The sequence below is a fragment of the Mycobacteriales bacterium genome (assembly GCA_035995165.1).
In the GTDB taxonomy this organism is placed as follows: Bacteria; Actinomycetota; Actinomycetes; order Mycobacteriales; family CADCTP01; genus CADCTP01.
In genome coordinates this window covers 19,421-44,574 of sequence record DASYKU010000080.1, presented here as the reverse complement: position 1 = coordinate 44,574, position 25,154 = coordinate 19,421, and the positions used below count along the sequence as shown (strand labels likewise).

The following is a 25,154-nucleotide window of genomic DNA, read 5'->3' as shown; positions in this document are numbered from 1 at the left end:
CGTCACCCCGAGATGCTCCGGCGGCGGTTCCAGAGTGGCCTGCACGATCGCCGTCTCATCGATCTGCCGTGGCCGCCCCGACTTCGGCCGGTCCTCCAGACCACCGATCCCCTCGGCCGCGTACCGGCGCCGCCACGCGATCACCGTCGGCTTCGAGACCCCCACCCGATCCACGATCTCGTTCGTCCCGGCACCGTCGGCCGCCGCCAGCACGACCCGCGCCCGCATCACCAACCCGGCCGGCATCGACGGCGACCGCAGCCACCGCTCCAGCTCCGCGCGGTCCCGCGGCGGCACGTCCACGGCCATAGTCAACGCCATGAACCACGGTCCCACGAAGTAAAGCTACTTACCTAGCACGACACTAGCAGCACCGGGAAGACCCGCTCCGGATCGGCCAGCCAGGTCTTGTCCGCCGCCACCGTGACCGTGTAAGACGGCGCGGCGCCGGTCACCTCGTACCGGACCCCGGTCGAGGTCTGCCGATCCGGGTCCCCCGATGAGTCCCGCAACACCGGCGCCGGCAGCGCCGCGACCGTCTTCCCCGTACCGTCCACAAGGGACAGCGACCGGTCCGGCTCCGGGCGGAGGGAGTAGCCCGCCGGCACGGACAAGTCATAGGTGTATGAGGCCGGAGCCGATGGCGACCGCAGCCGCAGCGTCTGGTCCACAGAGCCGGCCCGGGTCGACACCAGCAGATCGGCACCCGGCAGCGCGTTCGGGTAGGTGGCCGTCGAGCCAGCCACCGCCGCCGCGGCAGTTGCCGACGCGCCGCGCAGCCGCATCGACACCACCGCCGGACCCTGCGAAGCAACCAGCGGCGCCGCGGCCGTCGCCGGCACCTGCACCGCGTACGAGTCCGCCGCCACCCCGATCGCCCCGGAGGGCTGCCGGACCAGCCGGTCGTCGATCGGCGTCCACCGGCCCTGCCCGTCCCGGTAGTTCACCGGCACCGGAGACGCCACCGTCCGGAAGCTCCCGTCACCGCGGACGTACGTCCGCGACATCCGGGTGCGCAGCGAGGGCACCTCGCCGTCTTTCGCTACCGCCGCCAACGAAGCGGTCGGCTCCACCGATCGCGGCAGCGCGGACCCGTCCGCCGACTGCAGCGTGTCCCAGGCAGCCGCCGTCGGCGGCAACACGGCAACCGCCGGCTCAGCCGTCGCCGGTGGCATGTCGACGGCGAGCAGCAACCCCGCCGTCACGGCCGACGCGACCGCTCCGGCCAACGCCCGCCCCACCCGGCCACGTCCCACACTTCGCACTCGCCTACCCCGCATCACAGCCGCCTCCCACCACACCACGACGTCCGTACCGGCGCGAAGCAACCGGCATGGACCGCGATCCCCCGATGTGGGGGGTCCTCGACGTTCCGGATGCTTTCAGCGGGCGGCACTGCCCGGACAGGTCGTTAACCGGCCATTGACCGGCAACTTGGGCAGTTGCGGCTGTCCACCGCCATCGACCTGGATAGAGAGGACCGGGGTGGTTGGACAGACCACGAGACGTGAACGCCCGCGCTGGTTGCATGACCCGGTCGACGCCCCGGACCGGGTCGCGTCACGACGTGCGCGGCGAGGCGCGACGGGCAGGAGCGACAGTGCTGACAACCGTTGACACGATCGGCCGCCAGGACTGCGGCAAGCCGCATCGGTCTCCGAACGCGGCCCAGCCTCCAGGTGAGCCGCCCCACCCGCGCGTCGAGCCCGATCCGGCTCCTGGGAGGGAACCCGCGGAGCGGTCCCCGGCGATCCGCCTGCTCATCGTCGACGACCATCCCTTCGTCCGGCAGGGACTCGAGCTGCTGTTCGGCACGGTGCCGGGCGTCGAGGTCGTCGGCCTCGCGGCGGACGGCCTGGAGGCGGTCGAGCTGGCGATCTCCCTGGCCCCGGAGGTCGTGCTGATGGACATCGGCATGCCCGGCCTCGACGGCATCGAGGCGACCCGCCGGATGACCGCGGCCAACCCCGAGCTCGCGGTCATCATCCTCACCGGCTACACCGACTCCCGACGCCTGGACCAGGCTCTGCAGGCCGGCGCCCGCTGCTGCCTCTTCAAGCACGGCGGCGACACAGAGGTCATCGACACGGTCCTCAGGGCGGCTGGAGGACGCCGGTAGTCTCGAGCCGATCGATGCACGGCGGTGCCGTGACGCCGGCCGCGGGCAGGACGCTCAGCACGGCGTCTCCGCCGGGATGGCCTCCGTCCCGCCGCCGCCGGGGTCCGGTCACAGGGTCAGCGCGAAAGGGCGGCCAGGGTGGCGCGGATGCGGTCGCCCCGCCAGGGCTCGAACCGAGAGGCCAGCTGCACGGCCCGGGTCAGCAGGTCCCGGGCCTGGTCCGCCGTCCCCTCGGCGGCCGCGACCAGACCCAGGCCCTCCTGCGCCCGGGCGCACCAGTAGCCCGCCTCCGTTTGCGCGAACCGGTCCCGGGCCGCGGCGAACTCGGCCGCCGCGGACCGCGGGTCGCCCAGCTGAAGCTGCGCCTCGCCGATACCGAGCCGGGCCAGCCCGACGATCTCCACGTCCGCCAGCTCCTCTCGCCCGCTGCGAGCGCCCAGCCCAGTGTGACGAGCGCGTCGGGCGGGCCCACACGTCGGGAGCTCGGCCAGACCCAGGTGCGCCGTCACGGTGGCGAGCAGATGTCGGTCGCCGAGCTGCTCGATCAGCGCGACCGCCCGGCGCAGGTACGGCAGGGCGTCTGCCGGTCGCCGCTCCCGCAGGTACGTCTGCGCCAGCACCGTCAACGCAATGGCATGGCCGCGCAGGTCGCCGGCCCGCTCGTGCACCGCCGCGGCCGCGGTGAAGCGGGTGCGCGCGGCCGGCAGGTCCAGCAGCGTGATCTGGACCATCCCGCGCTCGACGTTGACGTGGGCGGCGGACGCGTCCAGTCCGGCCGCGAGCAGGTCCGCGTGGGCCGACAACAGCTCGGTGAGGGCGTCCGCCGGTCGCAGGGTGAATCGCCGCATCGAGCCCAGCCGCAGCCGGGCCGCCCTCGCGCCGAGCAGGTCCCGGCCGCGTCGCACTCGGCGGCGGCGGCGCTGAGCGCCGCCGCGGCGAGGTGCCGGGACATCAGGTCTCCTGATGGGATGCGGGTGCCGCCAGGAGGCGGCCGGATCTTCGCACCGTGCCAACGGCCGTCGATAGTCCGTCGACATCCGGTCGACAGACCGATCGTGCAGTCCCGTCCGACGATCGAGCCGAGGACCGACTTGCGGGCGTGTTCTCCTGCTTTCTGCGTTGATCGCGGGTGTGCGAGCCTGGACGGGTGGGGCCGAGGATCAGGTACTGCAGCACGCCAGCGGGCCGCGTGGCTTACTCGACATCGGGCACTGGCCCGGCGCTGCTGTGCGACTCGGGCTGGATCACCGATCTCCGTGGGCAGCTGGAGCTGTTCTCCTTCGGCCCCTTTGTCGAGCGACTGGCTGAGCGGTTCACCGTGATCCGCTATGACAAACCCGGCTGCGGCCTGTCGGACCGGGAGGGGATTGATCTGTCGTTCGACGGGCAGGTGGCTGCGGCGCTGGCGGTGGCCGATGCGGTTGGCGCCGCCCGTTTCCGCCTGTTCGGGGCCTCGCAGGGCGGCCAGCTCGCCGCCGCGCTCGCGGCGAGGTATCCGGATCGGGTCGAGGCGCTTGTGGTGTACGGGATGTGCGCCAGCGGCAGGGATCTGGCCCCTGCTGAGATCAGGGAGTCGGTGGTCGCGCTGGTGCGGGCGCATTGGGGCCTGGGGCTGAAGGCGCTGACCGGGACGTTCGTCACCGATCCCACGGCCGAGGAATTGGCCGGGTTCACCACGTTTCAGCGGGCGAGCGCTTCGGCTGCAGTGGCTGCCCGGCTGCTGGAGGTCTACTACGAAACCGACGTCAGGGCGCTGCTTCCGGCGATCCGGGCACGAACGGCGGTCCTGCACCGCCAGGCGGACAGCGGTACCAGGTTCGAGCTGGGGCGCGAGGTCGCCACCCTGATCGGGGGCGCGACGCTGATCCCGCTGCCGGGTTCCAGCCACCTGTACTACCACGGCGACTGGCCGGCGGTGCTGGAGGCGACGCTCAGCTTCCTGTCCGAGCCGGTGAGCACGGGACCGCGGCTTACAGATCGCGAACGTGAGGTGGCCGAACTGGTCGCCGAGGGATTGACCAATCAGTCCATCGCCAGGCGCCTGTCCGTCGCGCCGCGAACGGCCGAGGCGCACGTGGAGAACATACGGCGCAAGCTGCAGGTGCGCTCCCGTGCCCAGATCGCGGCGTGGGTCACCGAGTACCCGCTGCGCCCCTGAATGACTGGGTAATTCGCCCGACGCGGGAGCCGGCGAGAGCACCGCGAACGGAGAAGGACGCGGCCATGTGTCCGTAGTTCACCCGATGCCGCATCAGGCCCCGGTGGTCCTAGCGTCGAGCCATGTCACACATCGCCGAGTCGGCCTGTCCTCCGAGGCCAGGCGAACGCTCACCACTGGCCCGAACGCCCGGGCTGATCATCCCGTCCCGGTTCCGCGGCCCCTCGCGCAGCGGTAACGGTGGCTACGTCTGCGGACGCATTGCCGCGTACGCCGATGGCCCGGCGACGGTCACGCTGCGCCGGCCGCCGCCGCTGGCCAGGCCGATGGCCGTCGAACAGGGCGATGACCGCTCGCTGCGCATCCTTGACGGCTGCACGCTGATAGCAGAGGCGACCCCCTCGCCCGGGCCGCCGGCGGTGGAGATACCACGCCCGGTTTCGATGGCGGAGGCGTGCATGGCGGCCGGCCGCGCACCATATTTCCAGGACCCGATCTTCCCCCACTGCTTTGTCTGCGGGATGAGTCGCCTGCCCGGCGACGGGCTACGGATCTTCCCCGGGCCTGTGCCTGGCCGAGCCGTGTGGGCGGCGCCGTGGACCCCAGATTCCTCGGTTGCCGGCACGGACGGGAGGGTGCGGCCGGAAGTGGTCTGGGCGGCGCTCGACTGTCCCAGCGGAATCGCAGCCGCCGAGGACGCCTGCCTGGGCAAGGACACCGCGATCGTGCTCGGCCGGATGACGGCGAGCCTGGCGATGCTGCCTGCGCCGGGCGACCAGTGCCGGGTGATCGCCTGGCCGGGCGGGGGTGAAGGCCGCAAGCTCACCGCCGGGTCGGCACTACTCGGTCCTGCCGGCGAGGTAGCCGCCGTGGCCTGGACCGTGTGGATAACCACGCCACGGCCCGTTCCGACGCTGGCTGGGGACGAAGCGTCATGACGACGCAGCGCCGCGGTGTGGGGCTCACGCCGATGGAGACCAGGCGAGATGTCATCGTCCGAGCCGCCATCCTCGCCGACGAGCTGGGCTATGAGGTCTTCGTGGTGCCCGAGGGCTGGGGTCTGGACTCGACCCCTGTGCTGGCCGAGATCGGGCTGCGCACCACCACGATCCAGGTCGCCTCCGGCGTTCTGTCCGTCTGGGGACGCACCCCGGCGACGCTGGCGATGACCGCCGCCACTCTCCAGCAGATCTGCGGCGGGCGGTATGTGCTGGGCCTGGGCGCCAGCACCAAAGCACTGGCAGAGGGGTTCCACGACATCCCGTTCGAGCACCCGGCCGGAAAGCTGCGCGACACCGTGACCGGTGTCCGCGCCCTCCTCGACGGCCTGCCCGCCCAGCTCCGCCGGCCTTCGGGCGCGCGTCCACTCCGCCTGGGCCAGCCGCCCGCTCCCGAGCTGCCCATCTGGGTCGCCGCGCTGGGCCCCCACACCGCCCGGGTGGCCGCCGAGCTCGGCGACGGCTGGATCCCGGCACTGGTGGCCCGCGACCGTCTCCCGGCCCGCGCCGCCGAGCTCAACCGGCTCCGCGAAACCACTGCACCAGGCGCGAAACCCCTCACGGTCGTGGCCGGGCCCATCACCGCGGCCGGCGAGAACGCTGACGCGGGCCGGGCCACCGTCGCATCCTGCATCGCCTGGTACCTAGGCGCCATGGGCGACGTCTATCTCAATTCCCTGTCCGGCCAGGGCTATGCCACCGAGGTCGCAGCGGTCCTGGCCGCAAACCCGCGGCCCAGCCCACAACGTGGGATCGTTCCGCGCGAGGCCCAGGTCATCCTCGACCAACTCGCCGCCTACGGGACCGGCGACCAGATCCGGCAGCAGCTCACGGCCTGGGAGCAGGCCGCCGACATCGTCACGATCCTTCTGCCACCAGGCATGTCCTGGTCGAGCATCGAGGCCACCCTCCTGGCCGCAGCACCGAGCACCGCGCCCGAGACCGGTCGCGGAGAACTCGCCACCACCGGCGATGGCACGCTCAAGCCGATCAGCCGGGCACTGCAGCCTGCAAGGCCGACATGGTCCTGACCCCGCCGGTTCGGCGCGCCGCGATACGAACCAGTTGGGAGCGGGCGGCGGCGGTGTCCCGCTGTTCGGACAGCAGTACGTCGATGACCCGCCCGTACCGGTCGACCGCGCGGTAGAGGTACGGCCACCGGCCGGCGATCTTCACGGACGTTTCATCGACGAACCACCGATACGCCAGTGGCGTGCCGGAGCGGACGCGCGGCGTCGGCGAACAGCGGCGTGAACCGCTGTACCCACCGGTGGACGGCGACGTGGTCGACCTCGACGCCGCGTTCGGCTAACAGCTCTTCCAGGTCCCGGTAGGAGAGGCTGTATCGGAGGTACCAGCGGACCGCGACCGTGACCACCTCGGGTGGGAACCGGAACCCGGCAGACGCCGACCGGTCGACGTTCGGACGGACGGCTCGAGGTCGACGCACCCGTCCAGCCTCCTCAGCCAAACCCGCTGCCTCCGCCGGGGTTCCGCGGATGCACCGGTCCCCGTGCGGATCGACATGCTCGTCCCTTCACGAAGCAGTGGTTATGGGTGTCACTCGGCGACCGCAGCGATCGCCTCACCGATGTCGATGGCGACGGTGGCGTAGTTGCCGAAGGTGTCGATGTAGAACTTGATCCACGCGGTGTCGTTGCCCAGCGCGTTGAGGGTGTAGCCAGCAGCGATGACGGCGTCGATGTAGGAGAGGTCGGAGATGACCGGCGGGATGATCGCCAGTGTCTTCTCGCCGTCGTTCGTGGCGTTGGAGTAGGAGTACCACGAACCGAGCAGGAGGTTGGCGAACGAGGCAAGGCTCTGCAAGGTCGGGACCGCGTTGTCGTTGAACCTCTTCCCGGCCTTTTTGTCGAAGGACGCGATGACGAAGCCGGCAGCCTCCATCAGCCAGGGAATGACTCCGGCGATCATGGACGGGTACAACAGCTTGTACTCGTTGCCCCAGAGTGCGCCGTCTTCGAAGTCGCGGTCGTGGAGGGGCGCGGGGGTCTGGCCGGTGTTGCCCGGTGGCACAGGCCACTGGAAGATCATGATCAGCATCGGGCAGATGATGTCGATCAGGGTGAAGAAGTCCAGCAGCGTTAAATCGAACGGGGTCGGCGTCCCGCCGGTGTAGGCGATCATCTCGATCCCGGCTTCGTTGGTGGCCCACACGAACTGGGTGACCGCTGCCGCGACGTCGAGTCCGAACCCGGCCCAGTCCGCGTCGCTGGAGCCGACCGCTGCATTGCTCGTCGGCTGGTCGAAGGGGAACAAGGGCTTGGTGCCGTCGCCCGCGGCGACGGCCCACAGGGCATGCAGCATGCTGGCCGGGTAGGCGACGGCCAAGGCAGTGAGGTGGAGCACGCGGGGCGTCCAGTCGACCCCGACCAGCCTGAGGAGCTCCCCGATGAAGGGAGGTGGGAACTCCGAGGTGATCAGGTCGTTGAGCGACTCGATAAAGGCCTTCAGCAGGTCGAGCAGGCTGTCGACCAGGTCGTCCAGGAGGGTGAGGACGTCGTCGGCGACGTTCTCGAACCCGGTGAACAGGTCGGTCATCTTCTCCGCGTTGAACGACGTGGCGGAGGTCGCTGCGTCCTCCAGCAGGTCGGCGAGGAGCTTCGCCATGTCGACGATGGTGTCGACCACCTCGTCCACGTCGTTGGCGAGGTCGGTGGCGAACGCGGAGAAGTTCGAGTACTGGATCGCGTCCAGGGCCCCGCCTTCCAGCGCGCCCAGGTCGGAGGTGAGCTTCTTCATGAACCACTTGCCCGGCGAGTGACCCAGGAAGTGGAAAACGTCCTGGGCTCCCTTGAAGTGCGACTTCGAGTCGTCGCCACCGGTCCCCGAGTCCGGTGTGGGCTGCTCGGTGTGCGTGCCGAACAGCTCGTCCTCCAGCTGGTCCTGCAGCGTGGTGAGCTTGGTGTTCACATCGGTCTCGAGGTTCTTGAAGAAGTTGTCGGCCTGGTGCTCGAGGCTGTTGATGGCGTCGACGGTGAAGTCCACGAGGTTCTCGACCCACGCCTCCATGTACTTCGCGTTGCTGCCGGCATCGACCAGAGCGCTCAGGACGACGTCCTTGACCCAGTTCCAGACGTGCTCGATGTCGGTGCCGAGGGAGACGAAGAAGCTGCTGACCGCGTGGTAGGCGTCCTCGATCCCGCTCACGACCCAGTTCATGAGTCGTTCGATGCCGTCGCCCAGGTCGATGACCAGGTTGATCGTCCACTGCGCCGCGTCCGCGGCCCACGTGGTGATCATCTTCTTGACCGCCATGGCGGCGTGGCGCAGACCGTGGTAGGCGGACTTGGCGTCGTGCTCCGCCTTGTCCCACCAGTGGGTGTCGCCGGTCTTGTGCGAGTCGTACGCCGTCGGGTCGCTGCTGGTCGCGAAGGACGGCGCCGAGCCGGTGAAGTCCAGCAGACCGGCCTGAGCTGTGCCACTGGGGTTGGTCGGGTCGTTGGGGTTGTTCGTGGGCAGCGACATGACATGGGCCATAGCGGTGGCGACCTGGTCCGACGCTGCGGTGCCGGCCGTGACCAGGGTGGGCATGAGCGGAGCCGACGGGGCGTAGCTCTGGGTGTTGCCGTCCCAGGTCCCGTTCTGCGCGCCCATGAGCGCGGTGCCGGTCAGCGGCGTGCCGCCGACGCTGTTGAGCGGGCTGGTGCCGGCGAGGAAACCCTGGACGTCGGTGTTCGGCACGATGGTCAGCGGCGGGCCGTTCGGCTTGCCGTCGGCGTCCAGGGGCAGTGCCGTGAGCTGGGCGGTGTCGAGCTCGCTGGTGGGGATGCTCACGCTGAGCTCCCCGCTGGCGGCCTGGGTCAGCGTGACGGGGCTGCTGGGGAGCAGGACGATCGAGGTGTTGTTCTGCCAGATGTCGATGGGCAGGCTGGTGCCGAGCTCGATGGAACCGTTGCCGCTGCCCACGCCGACGCCGTTGGCGTCGTACAGGCCGAGCTCGCAGCGCCAGGAGACGACCTCGAGGCTCGTCGCGGCGTCCTGGTGGACGACGTTCTGGGTCCAGCCCGTGACGGACTTGGTCAGCACGTTCAGCACACCGCCCGGGTCGACGGCGAACAGGGTGGTTTGGTTCGGGTCGGTGGGCACGCTGAACACCGCGGCGAGACCGACGCCGATGGGGATGGCCGAGCCCCATTGCGCGTCGTTGTTCTGGTCGGTGTATTGGGCGGTGGTGCTCAGGGTGTCGTTCGCGTCGAGCAGGTTGACGGTCCACAGCCCGCTGGACTGCCACACGCTGACCGCGTTGTTCCCCACCGTGGACTGGTCGGACAGGATCTGGTCGTTGCCGTTCTCGTCGACGAAGACGGTGCCGGCCGTGATGTTGTTGGCCGGGTCGTTCGTCCACTGCAAGGCGTAGCCGGGCTGCCCGGTGGTGCTGCCCGGCGTGGCCCAGGCCCAGATCAGCTCGGTGACGTCGATGGAACCGATGTCGTCGTTGATGGAGCCGTCGTTGAACTGCGCAGTGGCCTGGTCACTGAAGGGAACCTCCGTGTAGCCGGTCAGGTTGCCGTCCGTGGTCAGCACGAGCGAGTAGCCGACCGGGTTGGCGCTCGCGCTGGTGTCGAAGAGCACGATGTAGTCGGCGGCCGCAGCGGACGTGGAGTCGAGGGTCTGCAGCAGCTGGTAGTTGAAGTCGCCCGAGCTCCAGCCGGGTCCGGTCACCCAGCCGACCAGATACGTCGTCTGGTCTTCCACCGCCGACGCGTAGAAGTACGCGTGACCGGCGGGGTCGATGCCGCCCTTGAGCGCCCCGAAGGTGGCGTCCTCGGGGCTGATGTCGAGGTCGATGTAGCCGAGGTCGTCGTAGCTCGCGCCGTAGCCGGCATCCCACTCCGTGGCCGAGTCGAGCTGGGTGAGCCAGGCAGCACCGGGACTGCTGCTCGGGTCGGTGAGCACCATCAGGTAGACGGTCGAGTCGTCGGCGGCGACCGCGATATCGATCGGATACGGTGCGTACGCGCTGGTGTCGATCTGGGTGAAGCTCCAGCCCGAGGGGACCGACAGGTTGCGCTGCAGATGGCTGACCGAGGCCGGGTTGTCGTTGATGCTTGCGCTGAACACGATCGCCTCGACGACGTTGCCGTTCATCGGGTTGACGAACGGGATGACGCGGTCGCCGTTGCTGATGTCGAGCAGGATCTCGCTGGTCAGGAAGTAGTCCTCGGTCAAGTTGCACGAGGCGCGCACGGTGAACGGGCTCGGGTTGGGTGTCACCGACGTAGCGGGCGCCGGGGCCGGCAGGGTGGTCCCCGTGGCGGCGGCCGCCGGACCTGGAGCCGGCAGGTCGCCTGCCGCCATGGCACCCGGGGTGCCGAGGCCGGGGCCGGCCAGGACGCTGCGACGCCCCACACCGGGCGAGCCGGGCGAGCCGGAGGTCGGCCGGCGTGGATGCCGTCTCGCGAACCCTTCGATGGCGCCCTGGGCCGGGGAGACGGGACCGCTGTCGCTCATCGTGGTGGGGTCCTTTCCGACGGTGCGAGGAAGCTGAGACCCACCGGAGCCGGTCATCGTCCGACAGACGTGAGGGTGGCGAAGGAGTGGTAGCGACCGATGTGCAGACCGAGGAGCTTGACGTGGTCGGGCATCGGGACCCGGCGCGCGCGCAGCACGTCGTCGGTGCCGCCGGTGCCGTGCTGACCCCAGCCGGAGTGACCCCACGCGTAAACCCGGTTCGGCGCCCGCAGATACGAGGTGTCACCACCCGCCAGGACCTGCACCACCCGCCCCCTGAAACCCGGGACGACGACCTTCACCGGCTCCTCGTGGTGACTGGTGTCGCCGGTGCCCAGCTGGCCGAACCTGTTCAGACCCCACGCCAGCACCACCCCCCGCGTGGTCAAGGCCAGCGTGTGATTGTCACCCGCACTCAACGAGCTCACCCGACCCCATGACGGATGCAACGTCAGCGTCTGCGGCATCGCACGCCCGAACGCGTTCACGCCGAAGGTCACCAGCTCGCCATCGGGGGTCACCACCACCAGATGCCGTTGCCCCGCATCCACCAGCTCGGCCCCCGCACCACCCGGCAGGGTCAGCCGGACCGGCGCGGCCACCGTCCCCACCCCGCCGCGAGTCGCCCCCACCCCACCCGACGGGACCGCATCCCCCAACGGAGTGGCATGTCCCCAGGCATACAGCGCGCCGGTCGTACGCACCGCGAACGAGCACGCGTTGCCCGTCGCGATCTTGGTGACCTTGCCGTCGCCGGGCACCTTCACCGAGACCGGGCGCAGACACCGATCCGCCAGCGGCCCCGACCCCACCTGGCCCAGGTCGTTACGGCCCCACCCGTAGACCAGACCGTCCTTGCTCAACGCGACCACATGATCGTCACCCACGGCGATCGCCACGATGTGCGGGTGACCCTGCAGCACCACCTGGTCAGGAGCGAAGCGGTGCCGCGTCGTACCGTCACCCAGCTGACCCCACCGGTTGCCACCCCACGTGAACACCTGCCCGGCATCGGTCAGCGCGACAGTGAAGTCGGTGCCTCCCTGCACGTCGACCGTGCCCGGCGGCAGCCCGACCCGCGTCGGCGACAGCACCCGTGCGGTGTGCCCCGCACCCAACCCGCCGTAGTTGTTGTAGCCCCACCCATACGACTTGCTGGTAGCCTGGCCATGCAGCTTGGCGTCGGTCGGCATGCGTGCTCTCCCTCGTGCGCATTCGCCCGAGTGGAGTCAGCGAGTGACCTCAGTCCTGCTCTCCCTACCGGGGGGGCGCGCCCTGATCGCGATGCTAGCCTTGCCACCCGTCGCGCGACAGGATTGACCTTGCCTTTATCCCGCTCTTTAGGTAATGCGTAGATCTCGGCTCGGGCGATCTTGTTCGGGTGGGCGGGCTTGTTCTGCGGGTGGGGACGTGTGGGACTGGCCGGCGCGGTGGTCGGAGTCTCCGGGTCTGTCTACTGTGGATGGTCTGGGACTGGTGGCGCCACCCGTCGTGGTCGGTGAAGGTGAGCTGGGCGCCGGGGTGGGGTCGTTCGCGGCGCACGATCACCCGCATCCCGGCCGGCCACCCGGCCCCGGTGAGATCGCCGAGCATCCCGGTCAGCTCGGCGACGTCCGCGCCGTCGCGGAGGCTGCCGTCGGCGTCGACCGCCTCGACCCAGGCGGTCTCGGGCAGCGCGAGGATCGCGGCCTGGACGGTGGCGGTCATGGTGAACCCGACGGAGAACCGCAGGTCGACTCTCGCCGCGCTGGGCCCACAGTTGTTCCCGGGCCGTGGCTCGGGCCGCCCGCAACCGGTCCAGCCCGGCCGCGTCGACCTGGTCCAGGACCCGCCATGCAGTCGCCGTGGACGCGACCGGCCCGAAGAGCACCGGTTGGTCCCGCAGCACCGCCAGGTCGCTGATGCACCGCCCGCGATCCGCCAACAACACCGCGATATCGGTCAGGACCCGACCAGGGTCGTGACCCGAGCGGCGTTCCCGCGACCCGGCCAGCGCCTCGCTGAACGCCGCGGTCAACCCGGTCCGGTCGGCCAACCCGGCCAGCAACCGGGACCCGGCGTGTGACACCACCCCGGCCCCGTCCGTAGTCACCCTCATGGGCGGTCGTGCAGTTGTAGGGTGCACCCGCGAAGTGCCTCTCCGTGCGATCCGATCAGAGCCTCAGCAACTCCGATCCAACCGCCCTGAGCAGGCACTTTCGCGCGTCCAGACCCCGTGTCGACGCCCAACCTCAAGTCCCTACTGCAACAGCCGGGTTAGGGATCGCCACGTCCACGGTGCCGGCGCGGGTGTCGAAGTCCCGGCGCCGGTAGCCGTTGCGGGTGTTCGTGCGTTCCGGACTGCGCTCGCCGCAGACCGCGTCGGCCTCCGCGGACATGAGCGTGCGGCCTGAGCCAGCTGCTCAGACAAGAAGCGGACAGGGTCGACACTGCTCGGTGCGGTCATCCGTCGGTCTCCTGAGGACTGTGGAAGGTCTCCAAGATCACGCGATGGGCGCCCCACACGACTACGCCACGCCCGTCACCGGGCGGTCGCACACCACTCTGGTGGACGCCACTGGCGGGACCTCTACGGAGCTCGGCGGGTAACGCACATTTCCCCACGACGAGAGTCGGCCGGCCTCGGTCCTGATACATCCGTCGGTTGCCCATCGGCTTCCCAGCGGTTGCCCACCGCCCGGCTCCACTGTCTCGGCGTGGCCTCGCCATGCCGGTGTCCGTTCGGGGCCGGCTCGCTCCCAACCTTCGGGGGTTGTGAATGAACGCACTCAGATTGCGGCGGTCCGCGGGCCGGCTCGCCGCGCTGGCGGCCTCGCTCGCCGTGATGACCGGCGCGCTGGTCGGCCTGCAGCTGGCCGGGGCAGCGCCGGCGGGCGCTGTGACCGGCATCCACAAGGTGACCGGTACGGCGTCGCCGAGCAACTCACTGCCTGCCAAGACGGCATCGGCGCTCTGTCCGGTCGGCGAGCGGGTGATCGGCGGGGGCGGCTGGGCCTTCCCCAGTACGGCGGACGCCGACCGGGTCGCGCTGACCGAGCTGCGGCCGGTGCACCCGGCCAGCGGCCAGGACTCGTACGTGGTGTCCGCGGCGGAGGTGACGCCGAACATCAGTTCGAACTGGTCCGTACAAGCGTTCGCGATCTGCGCCGGTCCGGTGAGCGGGTTGAACATCGTCAGCAGCGTCTCGAACCCGTTCCGGGAGGTCGACGCCTTCTGCCCGGCCGGGCAGAGCGTGCTCGGCAGCGGTGCCCTGGTGAACAACGCGGGCAACCACACCAGGCTGGTCGAGGCGACCCCGTTCCTGGCCGGCGACCGGGTGCGGGCGGCGGCCCAGGACGACGGGTCCGCGGCGGTCGGTCAGTGGACGGTGACCGCGTACGCGGTCTGCGCACCCACGCCGGCCGGCTACCAGGTGGTCTTCGCGCCGTCGGCGACGAACCAGTCCGAGCCGGAGAAGGTCGCCTTCGTCAGCTGCCCGGCCGGGACGCGGGTGCACGGAGCCGCCGCACTCGTCGCCTCGCCGGCACCAGGAATCGCCCTCCAGGTGGTGTACCCGTTCAACGCCCTCGACAAGGTCGAAGCGTTCGGGGTGGAGACCCAGCCGAACAGCTTCAACTGGGACGTCCGCGCGGTGGCCATCTGCGCGACCTGACCACCGAAGCGACCATCGCCGGCCGGCGCCAGCACGGCGCCGGCCGGCACCCGGCCGTGCGGCGGTCGGTCGGCGAGGTCGTAGGCGGCAGCCGCGTCGGCACCTGCGGCGACGTCGAGACGCGCCCGCAGCAACGGGTTGGTCCTCGCCGCGAACACGAGCTGCTCCACCAGCCACGCCGGGTCCTGACCGAGCAGGAACTCTCCCAGCCGCCGGTCGGACACCAGCTCAGGCCGCGGTCCGCCGATCTCGGCACCATCCGCCAGCCAGGCGACCGCGACGCTTGCAGAAGACACCCTCCGACCCGTACGGACACGCGCACCGTCCGCGCAGACCGGACTCGATGACCTCCAGACGCACCCGGTAGACGTTGGTGCCGTCGACCGTCGCGGACACCGTCGTCCCGTCGACCTCCACCCGGCGCACCCGACCCGCCGCAACGTACGCCTGACCCGTTCGAACGAGCGGCCGGCAGCCAGCATGTGCACCGACCGCTCACTCACCCCACAGGAGCCGCTGACCTGCATATTTTGTATTCATGCAAGTCAGCGAGGTAGCGCGCCGTTGCGCCGGGACGGTGCCGCGTGCCGGTGCCGTACCGGCCCGCCAGCGATGTTCCACCATCCGGTGCTGGCGGTGCGGTGCCCCGCCGCCTGACGGCGTCAGCGCCTCGCCAAGCGAGGTACTGCAGAAGGGTCGTGGACATCCCGCAGTCGTGACATCGATACATCGGCATGCTTCGCTGTCTGGATGGCCCTGTCGCAAGGTGTCAGCGCCGGTACGCATCGGGTCTTCCAGGGGCAGCCGGGAGCGGGTGTCGATCCGGACTCTGCAGCCCCCGACTTCAATGCCACATCAACAGCCCCGGCCCCTCTGGCTCACCATCGACCGCCGTTTGACCGGGATCGGATCGGGGCGGCGCAGGCTCCGCCCATGACCACTTTCCTGAAGGACGAGCTGCTCGACGCGCAGGTGCAGCGGACCCTCGGCACCGCCGGTGCCGGCGGCGCCGACCTGGGCGAGTGCCTGGCCGCCGTCGCTGCGGTGGACGGGACCGACCTGGACTCCTGGCACGCCGCCTGGACCGCGGTGGCCGACCGGCTGCGCCGGCTGGCCGAGGCGGAGGAGGCGGCGGGCAACCGCGAGTCGGCCCGCGGGGCGTACCTGCGGGCGGGCAGCTACTACCGCACCGCCGGGGTGCTGCTTTTCACCGCGCCGGTGGACCCCCGGCTGGCCGAATGCGACGCCCGGCAGCGGGAGATGTTCACCGCGGCGTTCCGGCTGATGGACCTCCCGCCGGAGCGGGTGCGGATCCCGTTCGAGGGCGGCACGCTGCCGGGCTGGTTCTTCCCGGCCGCCGCCGACGGGCAGCCGCGGGCCACGCTGATCCTGACCGGCGGGTACGACGGGCCGTGCGAGGAGCTCTACCTGCTCACCGGGGCCGCGGCGCTGCGCCGCGGCTACCACGTGCTGGCCTTCGACGGTCCGGGGCAGGGCGCCGCCCTGCTCCAGCAGGGGCTGACGATGCGGCCGGACTGGGAAACCGTCGTGGCCGCGGCCGTCGACCACACGGTCGCGCGGCCCGAGGTCGACCCGGAGCGGGTCGCCCTGGTCGGTCTCAGCCTCGGGGCGCACCTCGCCCCCCGGGCGGCGAGCGCCGAGCACCGCCTCGCGGCCCTGGTCGCCGACTGCGGCGCATTCAGCCTGTACGAAGGGTTCCTGGCCCGGATGCCGGCGTCGCTCGCCACCGGCCTGCGGGAGAACAGAGCCTGGGCCCGCCTGGCGGTGCGCGTCGTCACGGCGCGGGTGCTCCGCAAGCCGACGGCCGGCTGGGCGCTGCGCCGCGGCATGCAGGTCCACGGCGTGCGCAGCCCGCTGGCGTACCTGGACGTGCTGCGCGACTACACCCTCGCCGGCCGGGCCGAGCGGATCACCTGCCCGACCTGGGTGTGCAACGCGGAGAACGACGACATCGGCGCCTCGGCGCCGGAGCTGGTCGCCAGGCTCACCTGTCCACACGAGTTCGTGCGCTTCACGGCGGCGGACGGCGCGGGCGACCACTGCGAGGCCGGCGCGCGCAGCCGCTACCACGCCGAGTCCTTCCGCTGGCTGGACGCGCTGCTGCGACCCCGCGAGGACTCGGAACGCATGAAGCCGGCATCGTGAGGACCGACAACCGGTGGCTCGTGCTCGTCGCGATGACGTGCTCGCTGTCCATGATCATGCTCGACCAGACGGTCGTCTCCGTGGCGCTGCCGTCCATGACCAGGGACCTGCCGCTGACGCCGTCCGGGCAGCAGTGGGTCGTCAGCGCGTACGTGCTGGGTATCGCCGCCGTGGTCGCCTTCGGCGCCCGGGCGGCGGCCCGGCTGGGTCCGGTGACGTGCTTCCGGATCGGCGTGGTGGGCTTCTTCGCCGCCTCGGTGGCGTGCGCGCTCGCGCCGCACGGCGGCGCCGGGCAGTCCTGGCTGCTGGCCGCCCGCGCGACCCAGGGGGTCGGCGCGGCGCTGATGATCCCGGTCTCCGGGACGCTGGTGATGAATGCGTTCCCGATCGCCCAGCGGGGCAGGGCGATGGGCCTGTACGCCGGCATCAGCCAGATCTTCCTCGCCCTCGGCCCGCTGATCGGCGGCCTCCTGACCGAGCACGTGTCCTGGCGGGCGGTCTTCTGGCTCAACGTGCCGGTGGGCCTGGCCGCGCTCGTGCTGGTGCACCGGGCGGCCCCGGACAACCGGCGGGACGTCACCGCCCGGGTCCGGCCGGCGCAGCTGGCCCTGCTCGTCGCCGGCATGGCCGCGACCGTGCTGGCCGTCCAGGAATCCAGCCAGTGGGGCTGGACCTCGGTGCGGACGGTCGCCGTGCTCGCCGCCGGCCTGGCGCTGCTCACCCTGTTCGTGTTCACCCAGCTGCGGGACACCGACCCGATCGTGGCGGTGCGGATGCTCGCCGGCCGCGCGTTCGCCGGCAATGTCGGCATCGGCTTCGCCATCCAGTTCGGACTGCTCGCCGTGGTGGTGTTCACCTCCCTCTACAACCAGAACCTGCTGCACTTCAGCCCGGTGGTCGCGGGGGCGTCGGCGCTGGCCGTCGTGCTGCCCATCACGCTGGCCTCCCAGCTCGGCGGGCGGTGGTACGACCGGGCCGGGGTGCGCCCGCCGGTCCTCACCGGACTGGTCCTGTGCCTGCTCGGGATGGTCGCGTGGACCGCGGCCACGCCGCACCTGCAGTACCGGGACCAGGTGCCCGGGATGATCCTCATGGGACTCGGGATCGGGCTCACCATCTCCCCCAACAACACCGACGCGCTGTCCTGCAGCGGCCCGGCCCAGCGGGCGCAGGCCTCCGGCATCCTGCAGACCTTCCGGCAGCTGGGCGGCACGCTCGGGGTCGCCGTCCTGAGCACCGTCGTGCTCGGCTACGAGCACCGGACGCCGGGGGCCGCCGTCACCCCGGCCCAGCACGCCGCCGACGCGATCACCGTCGGCTTCGCCGCGGCCGCGGCGGTGTTCGCCTTGGCGCTCGTCTTCGGCTGGTTCTTCCTGCCGCGCGGCCGGCGGCTCGGTGCGGCCACCGGCCAGGAGCCCGCCGCGGCGCTCGGCTGACCGGTCCGCCCGGGTCGAACGCCGGTTCAACCGGCCCGGGCGGCGTTCCACCGCGGTTGGTCCGGCGACTGCCACGGTCCGACCGACACACCACAGAGGGAGACCGACCATGACGATCGAGGCCACGCCGGCCGGCGGGACCGGCCCGACGCCCCGGCACCGGGCTCCGGCCCGCGCCCTCGCGACGCTCTGCGGCGTCGAGGGCTGGGAACGGTTCTCCTTCTACGGCATGCAGGGCGTCCTGCTGCTCTACCTCTACCACTCGGTGGGCAGCGGCGGGCTCGGACTGAGCCAGTCCACGGCGACCGGGATCGTCGGCGCGTACGGCAGCGCGGTCTACCTGTCCACGATCGCCGGCGCCTGGCTGGCGGACCGGGTGGTCGGCAAGGAGCGGGTGCTGTTCGGCAGCGCCGTCCTGATCATGCTGGGGCACCTCAGCCTGGCCGGGGTGCCGGGCCGGGCCGGTCTCGCGCTGGGGCTGGCGGCGGTCGCCACCGGCAGCGGCGCCCTCAAGGCCAACACCACCGCCGTCATCGGCGGCCTCTACCGCGACGACGACGTCGGCCGGGACGCCGGCTTCGCGCTCTTCTACCTCGGCGTCAACATCGGCTCCCTGTTCGGCCCGCTGCTCACCGGTGTCCTGCAGGTCACCTGGGGCTTCCACGCGGCCTTCGGCGCCGCCGCCGTCGGGATGGCCCTCGGACTGGCCCAGTACACCCGGGGCCGGCGTGCGTTCGCCGCCGCGTTCCGCTCGCCGCCGAACCCGCTGTCCCTCCGCGGCCGGATGGTCATGGCCGGCGCGGCCCTGCTGGGCGTCGCGCTGGTCGCCGAGCTGGTCCGGACGGGCATCCTGACCGCGGCCAACCTCAACGACGTCGTCCTGTGGGTCGTCGTCGGGAGCACGGTCGCCCTGTTCACGGTCTTGCTCGGCAGTCCCAGAGTGACGGCGCGGGAGCGGCGCCGGGTTCGCGGGTTCGTGCCGATGTTCCTGGCCAGCACGGCCTTCTGGGCGCTGTCCCAGCAGCAGTTCACCGTGCTCACCGTGTACGCGGACCAGCAGCTGAACCGGTCCCTGTTCGGCTGGCAGCTGCCGGTCGCCTGGATCCAGTCGATCAACCCGGTGTTCATCGTCGCGCTGTCCGCGGTCTTCGCCGCCGGGTGGACGCGGCTCGGCGACCGGCAGCCCTCCCGGCCGGTCAAGTTCGCGCTGAGCAACCTGATCATGGGCGCCGCGTTCCTGCTGTTCGTCCCACTGGCGAGCACCCGCCCGAACAGCGTCCCGCTGCTGCCGGTGGTCGGGATCCTGCTGCTGTTCAGCGTAGCCGAGCTCCTGCTGTCGCCGGTCGGGCTGTCCGTCGCGACGGCCGCCGCCCCGCGGGCGTACGGGTCGCAGATGGTCGCCCTGTTCTACCTGTCCATCGCGCTCGGCACGTCGCTGTCCGGCGTGCTCGCCGGCGTCTATTCCACCGCCCACCAGATCGGCTACTTCACCGTGCTCGGCCTGTGCTCCGTCCTCATCGGACTCGCCCTGCTCGCCGCCGCCCGCCGGACCACGACCGCGCTGGCCCCGTCCACCCACGACACCGGAGGAACCTGGTCATGACCGCCACCTACACCGTCGGCGATTACCTGCTCGACCGGCTGGCCGAGCTCGGCGTCGACCGCGTCTTCGGGGTCCCGGGGGACTACACGCTCAGCCTGCTCGACCACGTCGTCGCGCACGACCGGCTGTCCTGGACCGGCTGCACCAACGAGCTCAACGCCGGGTACGCGGCCGACGGCTACGGCCGGCTGCGCGGGATCGCGGCGCTGTGTACCACCTTCGGCGTCGGCGAGCTCAGCGCCATCAACGCGGTCGCCGGCAGCTGGGCCGAGTTCGTCCCGGTCGTGCACGTCGTCGGCGCGCCGTCCAGCACCGCACAGGCCGCGCAGCGGGTCGTGCACCACTCGCTCGGCGACGGCGTGTTCACCCATTTCCTCGACATGCACGCGGACATCACCTGCGCCCGGGCGGCGCTCACCGCGGCGACCGCGACCGCGGAGATCGACCGGGTGCTGGCCACGGTCCACGCCCGGCGGCTGCCCGGCTACCTGCTGCTGCCCGTGGACGTCGCGGAGCTGCCGGTCGACCCGCCGGCCGCGCCGCTGCCGGCGCCGGTCCCGGTCACCGACCCGATCGCGCTGAAGGCGTTCACCGAGGCCGCCCGCCGGCTGCTGGCCGGCGCCGAGGACCTCGCGGTGCTGGCGGGCGTGCTGGTGCAGCGGCTCGGCGCGGCCGACCGGCTGGCCGAGCTGCTCGGAGCCGGCAGCGTGCCGTATGCCAGCACGTTGTGGGGCAAGAGCGTCGTGGACGAGAGCGGCCCGGGCTACGCCGGCATCTACGCCGGCGCGGCCAGCGACCCGCGGACCCGGGCCGCCATCGAGGAGGCGCGGGTCCTCGTCGTCGCGGGGGTCGAGTTCACCGACCTCAACAGCGGCTTCTTCACCCAGCGGCTGACCCGGGAGCGGACGGTCGAGCTGGGCCCGGACACCGCCAGCGTCGGCGCCGCCCGCTTCGACCGGGTCGCGCTCCCGGACGCCCTGGAGCGGCTGACCGGGCTCGTCCGGCAGCGGACCCGGCCCGGCGCGGTTCCCGTCGTCCCGGCGGCCGCCCCCACCCCGGCCCCTGTGCCGGTCGGCACCGGCCCGCTGAGCCAGGAGTCGCTGTGGGCCGCGGTCGCGGCCGACATCCGCCCCGGCGACCTCGTCCTGGCCGACCAGGGCACGTCGTTCTACGGCCTGGCCACGCACCGCCTACCACCGGGCGTGACCTTCCTCGGGCAGCCGCTGTGGGCGTCCATCGGCTGGACGCTGCCGGCCCTGCTCGGCGCCGGGCTGGCCGAACCGGGCCGGCGGGCGGTGCTGGTGATCGGCGACGGCGCCGCGCAGATGACGGCGACGGAGCTCTCGTCGGTGCTGCGGCACGGCATTCCGGCGACCGTGGTGGTGGTCGACAACAGCGGCTACACGGTCGAGCGGGCCATCCACGGGCCGGACCAGCCGTACAACGACATCGACGCCTGGGACTGGACCCTGCTGCCCGCGCTGTGCGCGCCGGGTGCCGGCACCCTGGTCCGGCGGGCGGCGACGGAGCGGGAGCTGGTCGAGGCCCTGGCCGACGCGCGGACCGACCCGGGCCGGCCCGCCTTCCTCCAGGCATTGGTGCCGCGGCTGGACGTCCCGCCGCTGCTGACCACCCTGGCCGCGGCGGCCGCGGCCGCCAACGCCGCCCGGCCCGCCGGCTGACCGGCGGGCACGGGCTCAGGTTCCGGGCCGGTGGAGTGGCGGCGACACCCCGGCGTCGATGAGCCGCTGCAGGCCGGACCGGGCCGCCCCGGACGGGTCACCGCTCATCGCCTTCACCGCGGCGCCGGCCGGGCCCGGGGTCGGGACCCGGCGGGACGACGCACGGGTCTGTTGCGTCCAGCGTGCCGGGGCAAGCGTCGGGCGGGGAGAAGCGCAGGTCACATGGCCAGCGCGAGTTTGCTGAAGGCTGCGGCCAGGCGGAGTGGCGGTGGGACGTCGGTGGTGAGGTGCAGCCCGAGCAGCGCCGCGACGTCCTTGACCGTGTAGGTAGCCGGACCGGGCGGCTGACGCAGAGCCCGGATCTGCGAGGGAGTGGTCGGAAGAACCGCCGCCATCGGTGGTGCCTCTCCGTCTACTGTGGACTGGACATCTCCTCGCGGGCAGTACGCCGTCGCCAGCAGCGCCTCCGCCGTGGTTCGCCAACCAGAGCCGGCGTAGCTCCAGGAGCCGACGACCAACGTGGTCTCTTCGACGTGCTCGCGGGTCTCGACCAGCTCGCGCCGGCGCCAGGTCCGCCGGGAGGCCCGCAGCGCGCGGAGGGTGGTCGAGTAGCGGCGGGAGCGGGTGCCGAAGTGGCCGCCGAAGCCGAGCATGTGTGCCCAGCGGCGTAGGCCTCCCCAACCGTCGGCGTCGCCGAGGATCCAACAGGCGTCGACCAGCCGGCGGGCGTGCGTGTGCGGGGTCGGCGTAGTAGTCCACTGTGGACGCTGTGAGCCGCTTGGAGATGTGGCCGGTGTTCTCGGTGGACTTGGTGGCGTACTTGGCGAGGTAGGCGACGACGGCCCGGTCGGTGACGTCGCCGTCTCCGCGTGGCCGCAGCGGCCGGATGTCGAGCTGCTCACCCCAGGCGATCCGCCAGGCGACGGCCGGGGTATTCCAACATCTCGGAGCCGGACCCTGGGTCATCAGGGCAGGCAATGAGATGCGTGCCTCGGGCCGAACCCGCCGCCGCCACGACGATGTCTCGGCGGGCACGCTCACCCCGCAGGAACGTGAGATCGGCCTGATGGCGGCCTCCGGCATGTCCAACAAACAGATCGGCGAGAGCCTGTTCCTGTCTCCGCGAACAGTCGGGACGCACCTCTACCGCGCCTTTCCGAAGCTCGGCATCACGTCGCGAGCAGCGCTGCGCGACGCCTTGACCGAGGCCGCCCAAGGCGACACGTCCTCCGGAGACTAGGTGCGACCTCGCTTCGGACCTCTCTCCCGAGCCCTGTCCTGGAACCGGCCGATCGAGGTCCACCTCGGCCACGCAGAACCGACCATCCCCAACTTTGACCGAGCCGGATCCCTGCCACCTACCTGACGCGGGACACCCCGCATCCCGGGCGCCCACCGACTGTGACGGCACACTGCACAACAAGGGCTGCTCGTCCCGCGCGATCCGAAGTGATGGCGCGCTCCAGCCGCCCGTCACCACGAAGTCCGGGCAGCGGCCCGGGCGGCGGCCCGTGCCCCGCTCACCGGCCCGGGGACGGCCGATCGGTGGTGCCGGCGGGAACGCGGTCACGGTCGAGCCGGGTGAGCAGCCAGGCGGCGAGCACGGTGACCACGAACCCCAGCCCGGCGAGCCAGCCCAGGCCGGGCCGGGCCCGGTCGCCGAGCAGCAGCAGCCCCGCCATCGACGGAGCGACGGTCTCCGCGACGACGACCACAGCGGCCACGGTGGTGACCGGTCCTTCCCGCAGCGCCGATGCAAAGGTGACCAGGCCGATCGCGCCATAGCCGAGCAGGGCCCACAGCAGCGGGTCGGCGAGCAGGTGGAGCAGTCCCTGGGACAGGAACGAGCCGTCTCCTGCCGACAGCAGCCGCGCGGTCAGGGCCACCCCGCCGTACGCGAGTCCGCTGACCGCCGCGAGTGCGGACGCGGACCAGTCCGTCGGTCCGCGCCGGCTGACGAGCCAGGCCAGCACGGTCAGCACGGCCACCCCCGCGCACAGCCCGACCCACAGGCCAGTCGTCTCCGGTCGGGCTGCCTCGGCGGCGGCGCTGCCCGCCACCGCGACCAGCCCGGTGCCCAGCAGCCCGAGCACCGCCCAGCCGCGACGACCCAGCCGGAGGCCGAATACCACGGCGGCGACCACCGCCGTCACGCCGATGCTCGCGGCCACGCCGGCCTGCACGGCGAATACCGGCAGCCGGCGCAACGCGAGCAGCGACAGCAGGAAGCCGGCGCCGTCCAGGGCCGTACCGGCGACGTAGGGCAGCCGGCGGAACAGCCGGACGATGAGGAACGGGTCGGCGCCGGAGCGGCGGTCCTCCTGCCCCGCAGCCACGTCCTGGAACACCGTCGCGGTGCCGTAGCACAGCACGGTGGCCACCAGGGCGACCAAGGCGAGCACCATCAGTCGCTCCGGTCACCGGACCGGGGATCCGCGGCCGCCGGCAGTCCGGACCAGCGCTGAGAGCCGAGCGGGTCCTCGCTCGCCCCGGCCGCGGCCGCCCCGGGGGTCCAGTCCGGCCGCAGCGGCCCGGGCCGGGGAAGCGCCCGCGCCGAGACCACCTTGCGCGCGGGCGCGGGCTTCGACGGCGCCGGACGCCCCCGCATCACGATCCGCTCCACCACCGACAGGCGCCCGGGCGCCGCGAGCGGCCGCTCCCACAGGCTCACCTCGGCCCCGCCGACCGCGGGCAGCACCTCGACCCAGGTGCACGGGTACGCCGGCACGAAGACCGGCGGCAGCGCCAGCCACGTACGCACCGGGATCAGCGCCTGGATCCAGCAGCCGCTGTCCGCGACCACCCGGCCCCGGCCGCCCGGCACCAGGGCGGCCCGGTGGGTGTGCCCGGCCAGCAACACCGACGCGTCCGGGTCGCGGACGGTGAGCAGCTCCCCCATGGCGGCGGCCCGGTTGGCCAGGTCGGTGGCGTCGTCGTCCGGGGTGCCGCCGTAGACCGCGGCCGCATCCCGCAGCGACCGGCCCAGGAATGCGGCCAGCACGACGAACAGGGCCACGTCGACGAGCACGACGGCGAAGAGCCAGACGAACGCCCGGGAGGCCATCCGCGCCACCTCCTCCGACCGGCCGTGCAGGTCGTGCAGGACCAGCGTGACCACCGGCACGTGCAGCAGGATGAACACCCCGACCAGCGGCAGCGCGAACCGGCGCAGCATCCGGCGCAGGAAGCGGTAGAAGAAGTTGGACACCAGCCACACCGGGACCGCGGCCGACGGGCGGACGTTGTCAATCTGGTCCAGCCGGAGGTCGGGACGCTCCGGGGCCATCAGGTCGAAGCGGTTCACCACTTCCTGGACGACGTGGTCGCCGGCCGGGGTGTCCAGCGGGTCGTACGGGTCGGTGTGCCGGTTGTAGACGTCCATCGCGTGCCCGTGCTCGGCCAGCACGGTGACCGTACGGCCGTCGGGGCAGTGCACCTCCACCTGCGCGTGCAGGGCGAACCTGTCGACCCCGAACGCCTCTCCCACCTGACTCCGGGCCTCGGCGTCCCAGGCCAGCGCGGAGTCGTGGTTCCCGACCAGGTAGACGACCGTGCCACCGGTCCGGCCGGCGATCCGGGCCACCGCGGCCGCGACCGCCCGGGCGTCCGCGCCGGCCAGCACGCGGCCGACCGCCTCGACCGGGGTCCCGCCCGCCTGCAGCAGGTCGAGGATGTCCCCGCCGAGCATCAGCAGGACGTCGCCGTCGTGCCGGCCGAGGTCGTCCAGCAGCTCGACCAGCTCGTCGGTCGCGCCGAAGTCGGCCACCGGGCCGCCCCCGGTCAGGTGCACGTCGGAGACGAACACCAGCCGCCCGCTCGGACCGACCTCGAGCGCCACCTCCCGCGGGCACGGGAGGACGTCCCCAGT

Annotated in this window: 18 protein-coding genes and 3 pseudogenes; 10 read left to right on the top strand and 11 right to left on the bottom strand. The window is 71.9% G+C overall.

The genetic code is table 11. The features are described from left to right. On the bottom strand, positions 1–309 hold a 309-nt coding region (locus tag VGP36_13140; protein ID HEV7655658.1), incomplete at its 3' end, for a helix-turn-helix domain-containing protein. 44 nt (positions 310–353) lie between these two features. Then, positions 354–1,028, bottom strand: coding sequence for a hypothetical protein (locus tag VGP36_13135; protein HEV7655657.1), 675 nt, complete (start codon positions 1,026–1,028; stop codon positions 354–356). 572 nt (positions 1,029–1,600) lie between these two features. Here VGP36_13135 and VGP36_13130 point away from each other — a divergent pair. Further along, on the top strand, positions 1,601–2,119 hold the full coding sequence (locus tag VGP36_13130; protein ID HEV7655656.1) for a response regulator transcription factor: 519 nt from the start codon (positions 1,601–1,603) through the stop codon (positions 2,117–2,119). Positions 2,120–2,235: 116 nt separating this feature from the next. Here VGP36_13130 and VGP36_13125 read toward each other — a convergent pair whose 3' ends face one another. After that, the gene (locus VGP36_13125) at positions 2,236–3,024 is read right to left on the bottom strand and encodes a tetratricopeptide repeat protein (protein HEV7655655.1); all 789 of its coding nucleotides are present in this window, start codon (positions 3,022–3,024) and stop codon (positions 2,236–2,238) included. A gap of 284 nt (positions 3,025–3,308) precedes the next feature. On the opposite strand from VGP36_13125, the gene VGP36_13120 reads away from it, so the two are divergent. The 3 genes from VGP36_13120 (at position 3,309) to VGP36_13110 (ending at position 6,306) form a co-directional block, all read left to right on the top strand. Beyond that, complete coding sequence (locus tag VGP36_13120; GenBank protein ID HEV7655654.1) at positions 3,309–4,277, top strand: alpha/beta fold hydrolase; 969 nt, start codon at positions 3,309–3,311, stop codon at positions 4,275–4,277. Positions 4,278–4,399: 122 nt separating this feature from the next. Beyond that, on the top strand, positions 4,400–5,215 hold the full coding sequence (locus VGP36_13115) for a hypothetical protein (protein HEV7655653.1): 816 nt from the start codon (positions 4,400–4,402) through the stop codon (positions 5,213–5,215). After that, positions 5,212–6,306, top strand: a complete 1,095-nt coding sequence (locus VGP36_13110; protein HEV7655652.1) for an LLM class flavin-dependent oxidoreductase — start codon at positions 5,212–5,214, stop codon at positions 6,304–6,306. The genes VGP36_13115 and VGP36_13110 overlap by 4 nt, the downstream gene beginning before the upstream one ends. Before the next feature lie 40 nt (positions 6,307–6,346). Here VGP36_13110 and VGP36_13105 read toward each other — a convergent pair. The 5 genes and pseudogenes from VGP36_13105 to VGP36_13085 all read right to left on the bottom strand — a co-directional run bounded on the left by VGP36_13105 (position 6,347) and on the right by VGP36_13085 (position 13,193). After that, positions 6,347–6,725, bottom strand: a pseudogene (locus tag VGP36_13105) (IS6 family transposase). 110 nt (positions 6,726–6,835) lie between these two features. Next, on the bottom strand, positions 6,836–10,510 hold the full coding sequence (locus tag VGP36_13100) for a hypothetical protein (GenBank protein HEV7655651.1): 3,675 nt from the start codon (positions 10,508–10,510) through the stop codon (positions 6,836–6,838). 290 nt (positions 10,511–10,800) lie between these two features. Further along, entirely contained in the window at positions 10,801–11,940 is a 1,140-nt protein-coding gene (locus VGP36_13095) for a hypothetical protein (GenBank protein HEV7655650.1), read from the bottom strand. Between the two features lie 280 nt (positions 11,941–12,220). Then, a pseudogene (locus VGP36_13090) lies at positions 12,221–12,845 on the bottom strand (transposase). A 160-nt stretch (positions 12,846–13,005) separates the two neighbouring features. Next, positions 13,006–13,193 (bottom strand): annotated as a pseudogene (locus VGP36_13085) (transposase). A gap of 312 nt (positions 13,194–13,505) precedes the next feature. Between VGP36_13085 and VGP36_13080 the strand changes: the two are divergent. The 5 genes from VGP36_13080 (at position 13,506) to VGP36_13060 (ending at position 21,286) form a co-directional block, all read left to right on the top strand. Then, complete coding sequence (locus VGP36_13080) at positions 13,506–14,399, top strand: hypothetical protein (protein HEV7655649.1); 894 nt, start codon at positions 13,506–13,508, stop codon at positions 14,397–14,399. A 933-nt stretch (positions 14,400–15,332) separates the two neighbouring features. Further along, positions 15,333–16,565, top strand: a complete 1,233-nt coding sequence (locus VGP36_13075; protein HEV7655648.1) for an alpha/beta fold hydrolase — start codon at positions 15,333–15,335, stop codon at positions 16,563–16,565. Continuing rightward, positions 16,562–18,001, top strand: a complete 1,440-nt coding sequence (locus tag VGP36_13070) for an MFS transporter (protein HEV7655647.1) — start codon at positions 16,562–16,564, stop codon at positions 17,999–18,001. Before VGP36_13075 ends, VGP36_13070 begins: the two co-directional genes overlap by 4 nt. A 109-nt stretch (positions 18,002–18,110) precedes the next feature. Next, entirely contained in the window at positions 18,111–19,604 is a 1,494-nt protein-coding gene (locus tag VGP36_13065; GenBank protein ID HEV7655646.1) for an oligopeptide:H+ symporter, read from the top strand. Beyond that, complete coding sequence (locus VGP36_13060) at positions 19,601–21,286, top strand: thiamine pyrophosphate-binding protein (GenBank protein ID HEV7655645.1); 1,686 nt, start codon at positions 19,601–19,603, stop codon at positions 21,284–21,286. The genes VGP36_13065 and VGP36_13060 overlap by 4 nt, the downstream gene beginning before the upstream one ends. A 218-nt stretch (positions 21,287–21,504) precedes the next feature. Here VGP36_13060 and VGP36_13055 read toward each other — a convergent pair whose 3' ends face one another. Continuing rightward, positions 21,505–22,188: a replication initiator gene (locus VGP36_13055; protein HEV7655644.1), complete on the bottom strand. Its 684-nt coding sequence runs from the start codon at positions 22,186–22,188 to the stop codon at positions 21,505–21,507. Between the two features lie 80 nt (positions 22,189–22,268). On the opposite strand from VGP36_13055, the gene VGP36_13050 reads away from it, so the two are divergent. Further along, a complete protein-coding gene (locus VGP36_13050; protein HEV7655643.1) occupies positions 22,269–22,526 on the top strand; it encodes a helix-turn-helix transcriptional regulator in 258 nt (85 codons plus the stop codon). Between the two features lie 280 nt (positions 22,527–22,806). Here VGP36_13050 and VGP36_13045 read toward each other — a convergent pair whose 3' ends face one another. Beyond that, a complete protein-coding gene (locus tag VGP36_13045) occupies positions 22,807–23,691 on the bottom strand; it encodes a hypothetical protein (protein ID HEV7655642.1) in 885 nt (294 codons plus the stop codon). Then, on the bottom strand, positions 23,691–25,124 hold the full coding sequence (locus VGP36_13040) for a metallophosphoesterase (protein ID HEV7655641.1): 1,434 nt from the start codon (positions 25,122–25,124) through the stop codon (positions 23,691–23,693). Before VGP36_13040 ends, VGP36_13045 begins: the two co-directional genes overlap by 1 nt. Positions 25,125–25,154 lie beyond the last annotated feature (30 nt).

Bases quoted from the DNA above. Each gene is read 5' to 3' on its own strand.
- VGP36_13115 (HEV7655653.1), top strand. From the start codon at position 4,400: ATGTCACACATCGCCGAGTCGGCCTGTCCTCCGAGGCCAGGCGAACGC.
- VGP36_13110 (HEV7655652.1), top strand. From the start codon at position 5,212: ATGACGACGCAGCGCCGCGGTGTGGGGCTCACGCCGATGGAGACCAGG.
- VGP36_13095 (HEV7655650.1), bottom strand. From the start codon at position 11,940: ATGCCGACCGACGCCAAGCTGCATGGCCAGGCTACCAGCAAGTCGTAT.
- VGP36_13080 (HEV7655649.1), top strand. From the start codon at position 13,506: ATGAACGCACTCAGATTGCGGCGGTCCGCGGGCCGGCTCGCCGCGCTG.
- VGP36_13075 (HEV7655648.1), top strand. From the start codon at position 15,333: ATGACCACTTTCCTGAAGGACGAGCTGCTCGACGCGCAGGTGCAGCGG.
- VGP36_13065 (HEV7655646.1), top strand. From the start codon at position 18,111: ATGACGATCGAGGCCACGCCGGCCGGCGGGACCGGCCCGACGCCCCGG.
- VGP36_13060 (HEV7655645.1), top strand. From the start codon at position 19,601: ATGACCGCCACCTACACCGTCGGCGATTACCTGCTCGACCGGCTGGCC.
- VGP36_13050 (HEV7655643.1), top strand. From the start codon at position 22,269: ATGCGTGCCTCGGGCCGAACCCGCCGCCGCCACGACGATGTCTCGGCG.
- VGP36_13045 (HEV7655642.1), bottom strand. From the start codon at position 23,691: ATGGTGCTCGCCTTGGTCGCCCTGGTGGCCACCGTGCTGTGCTACGGC.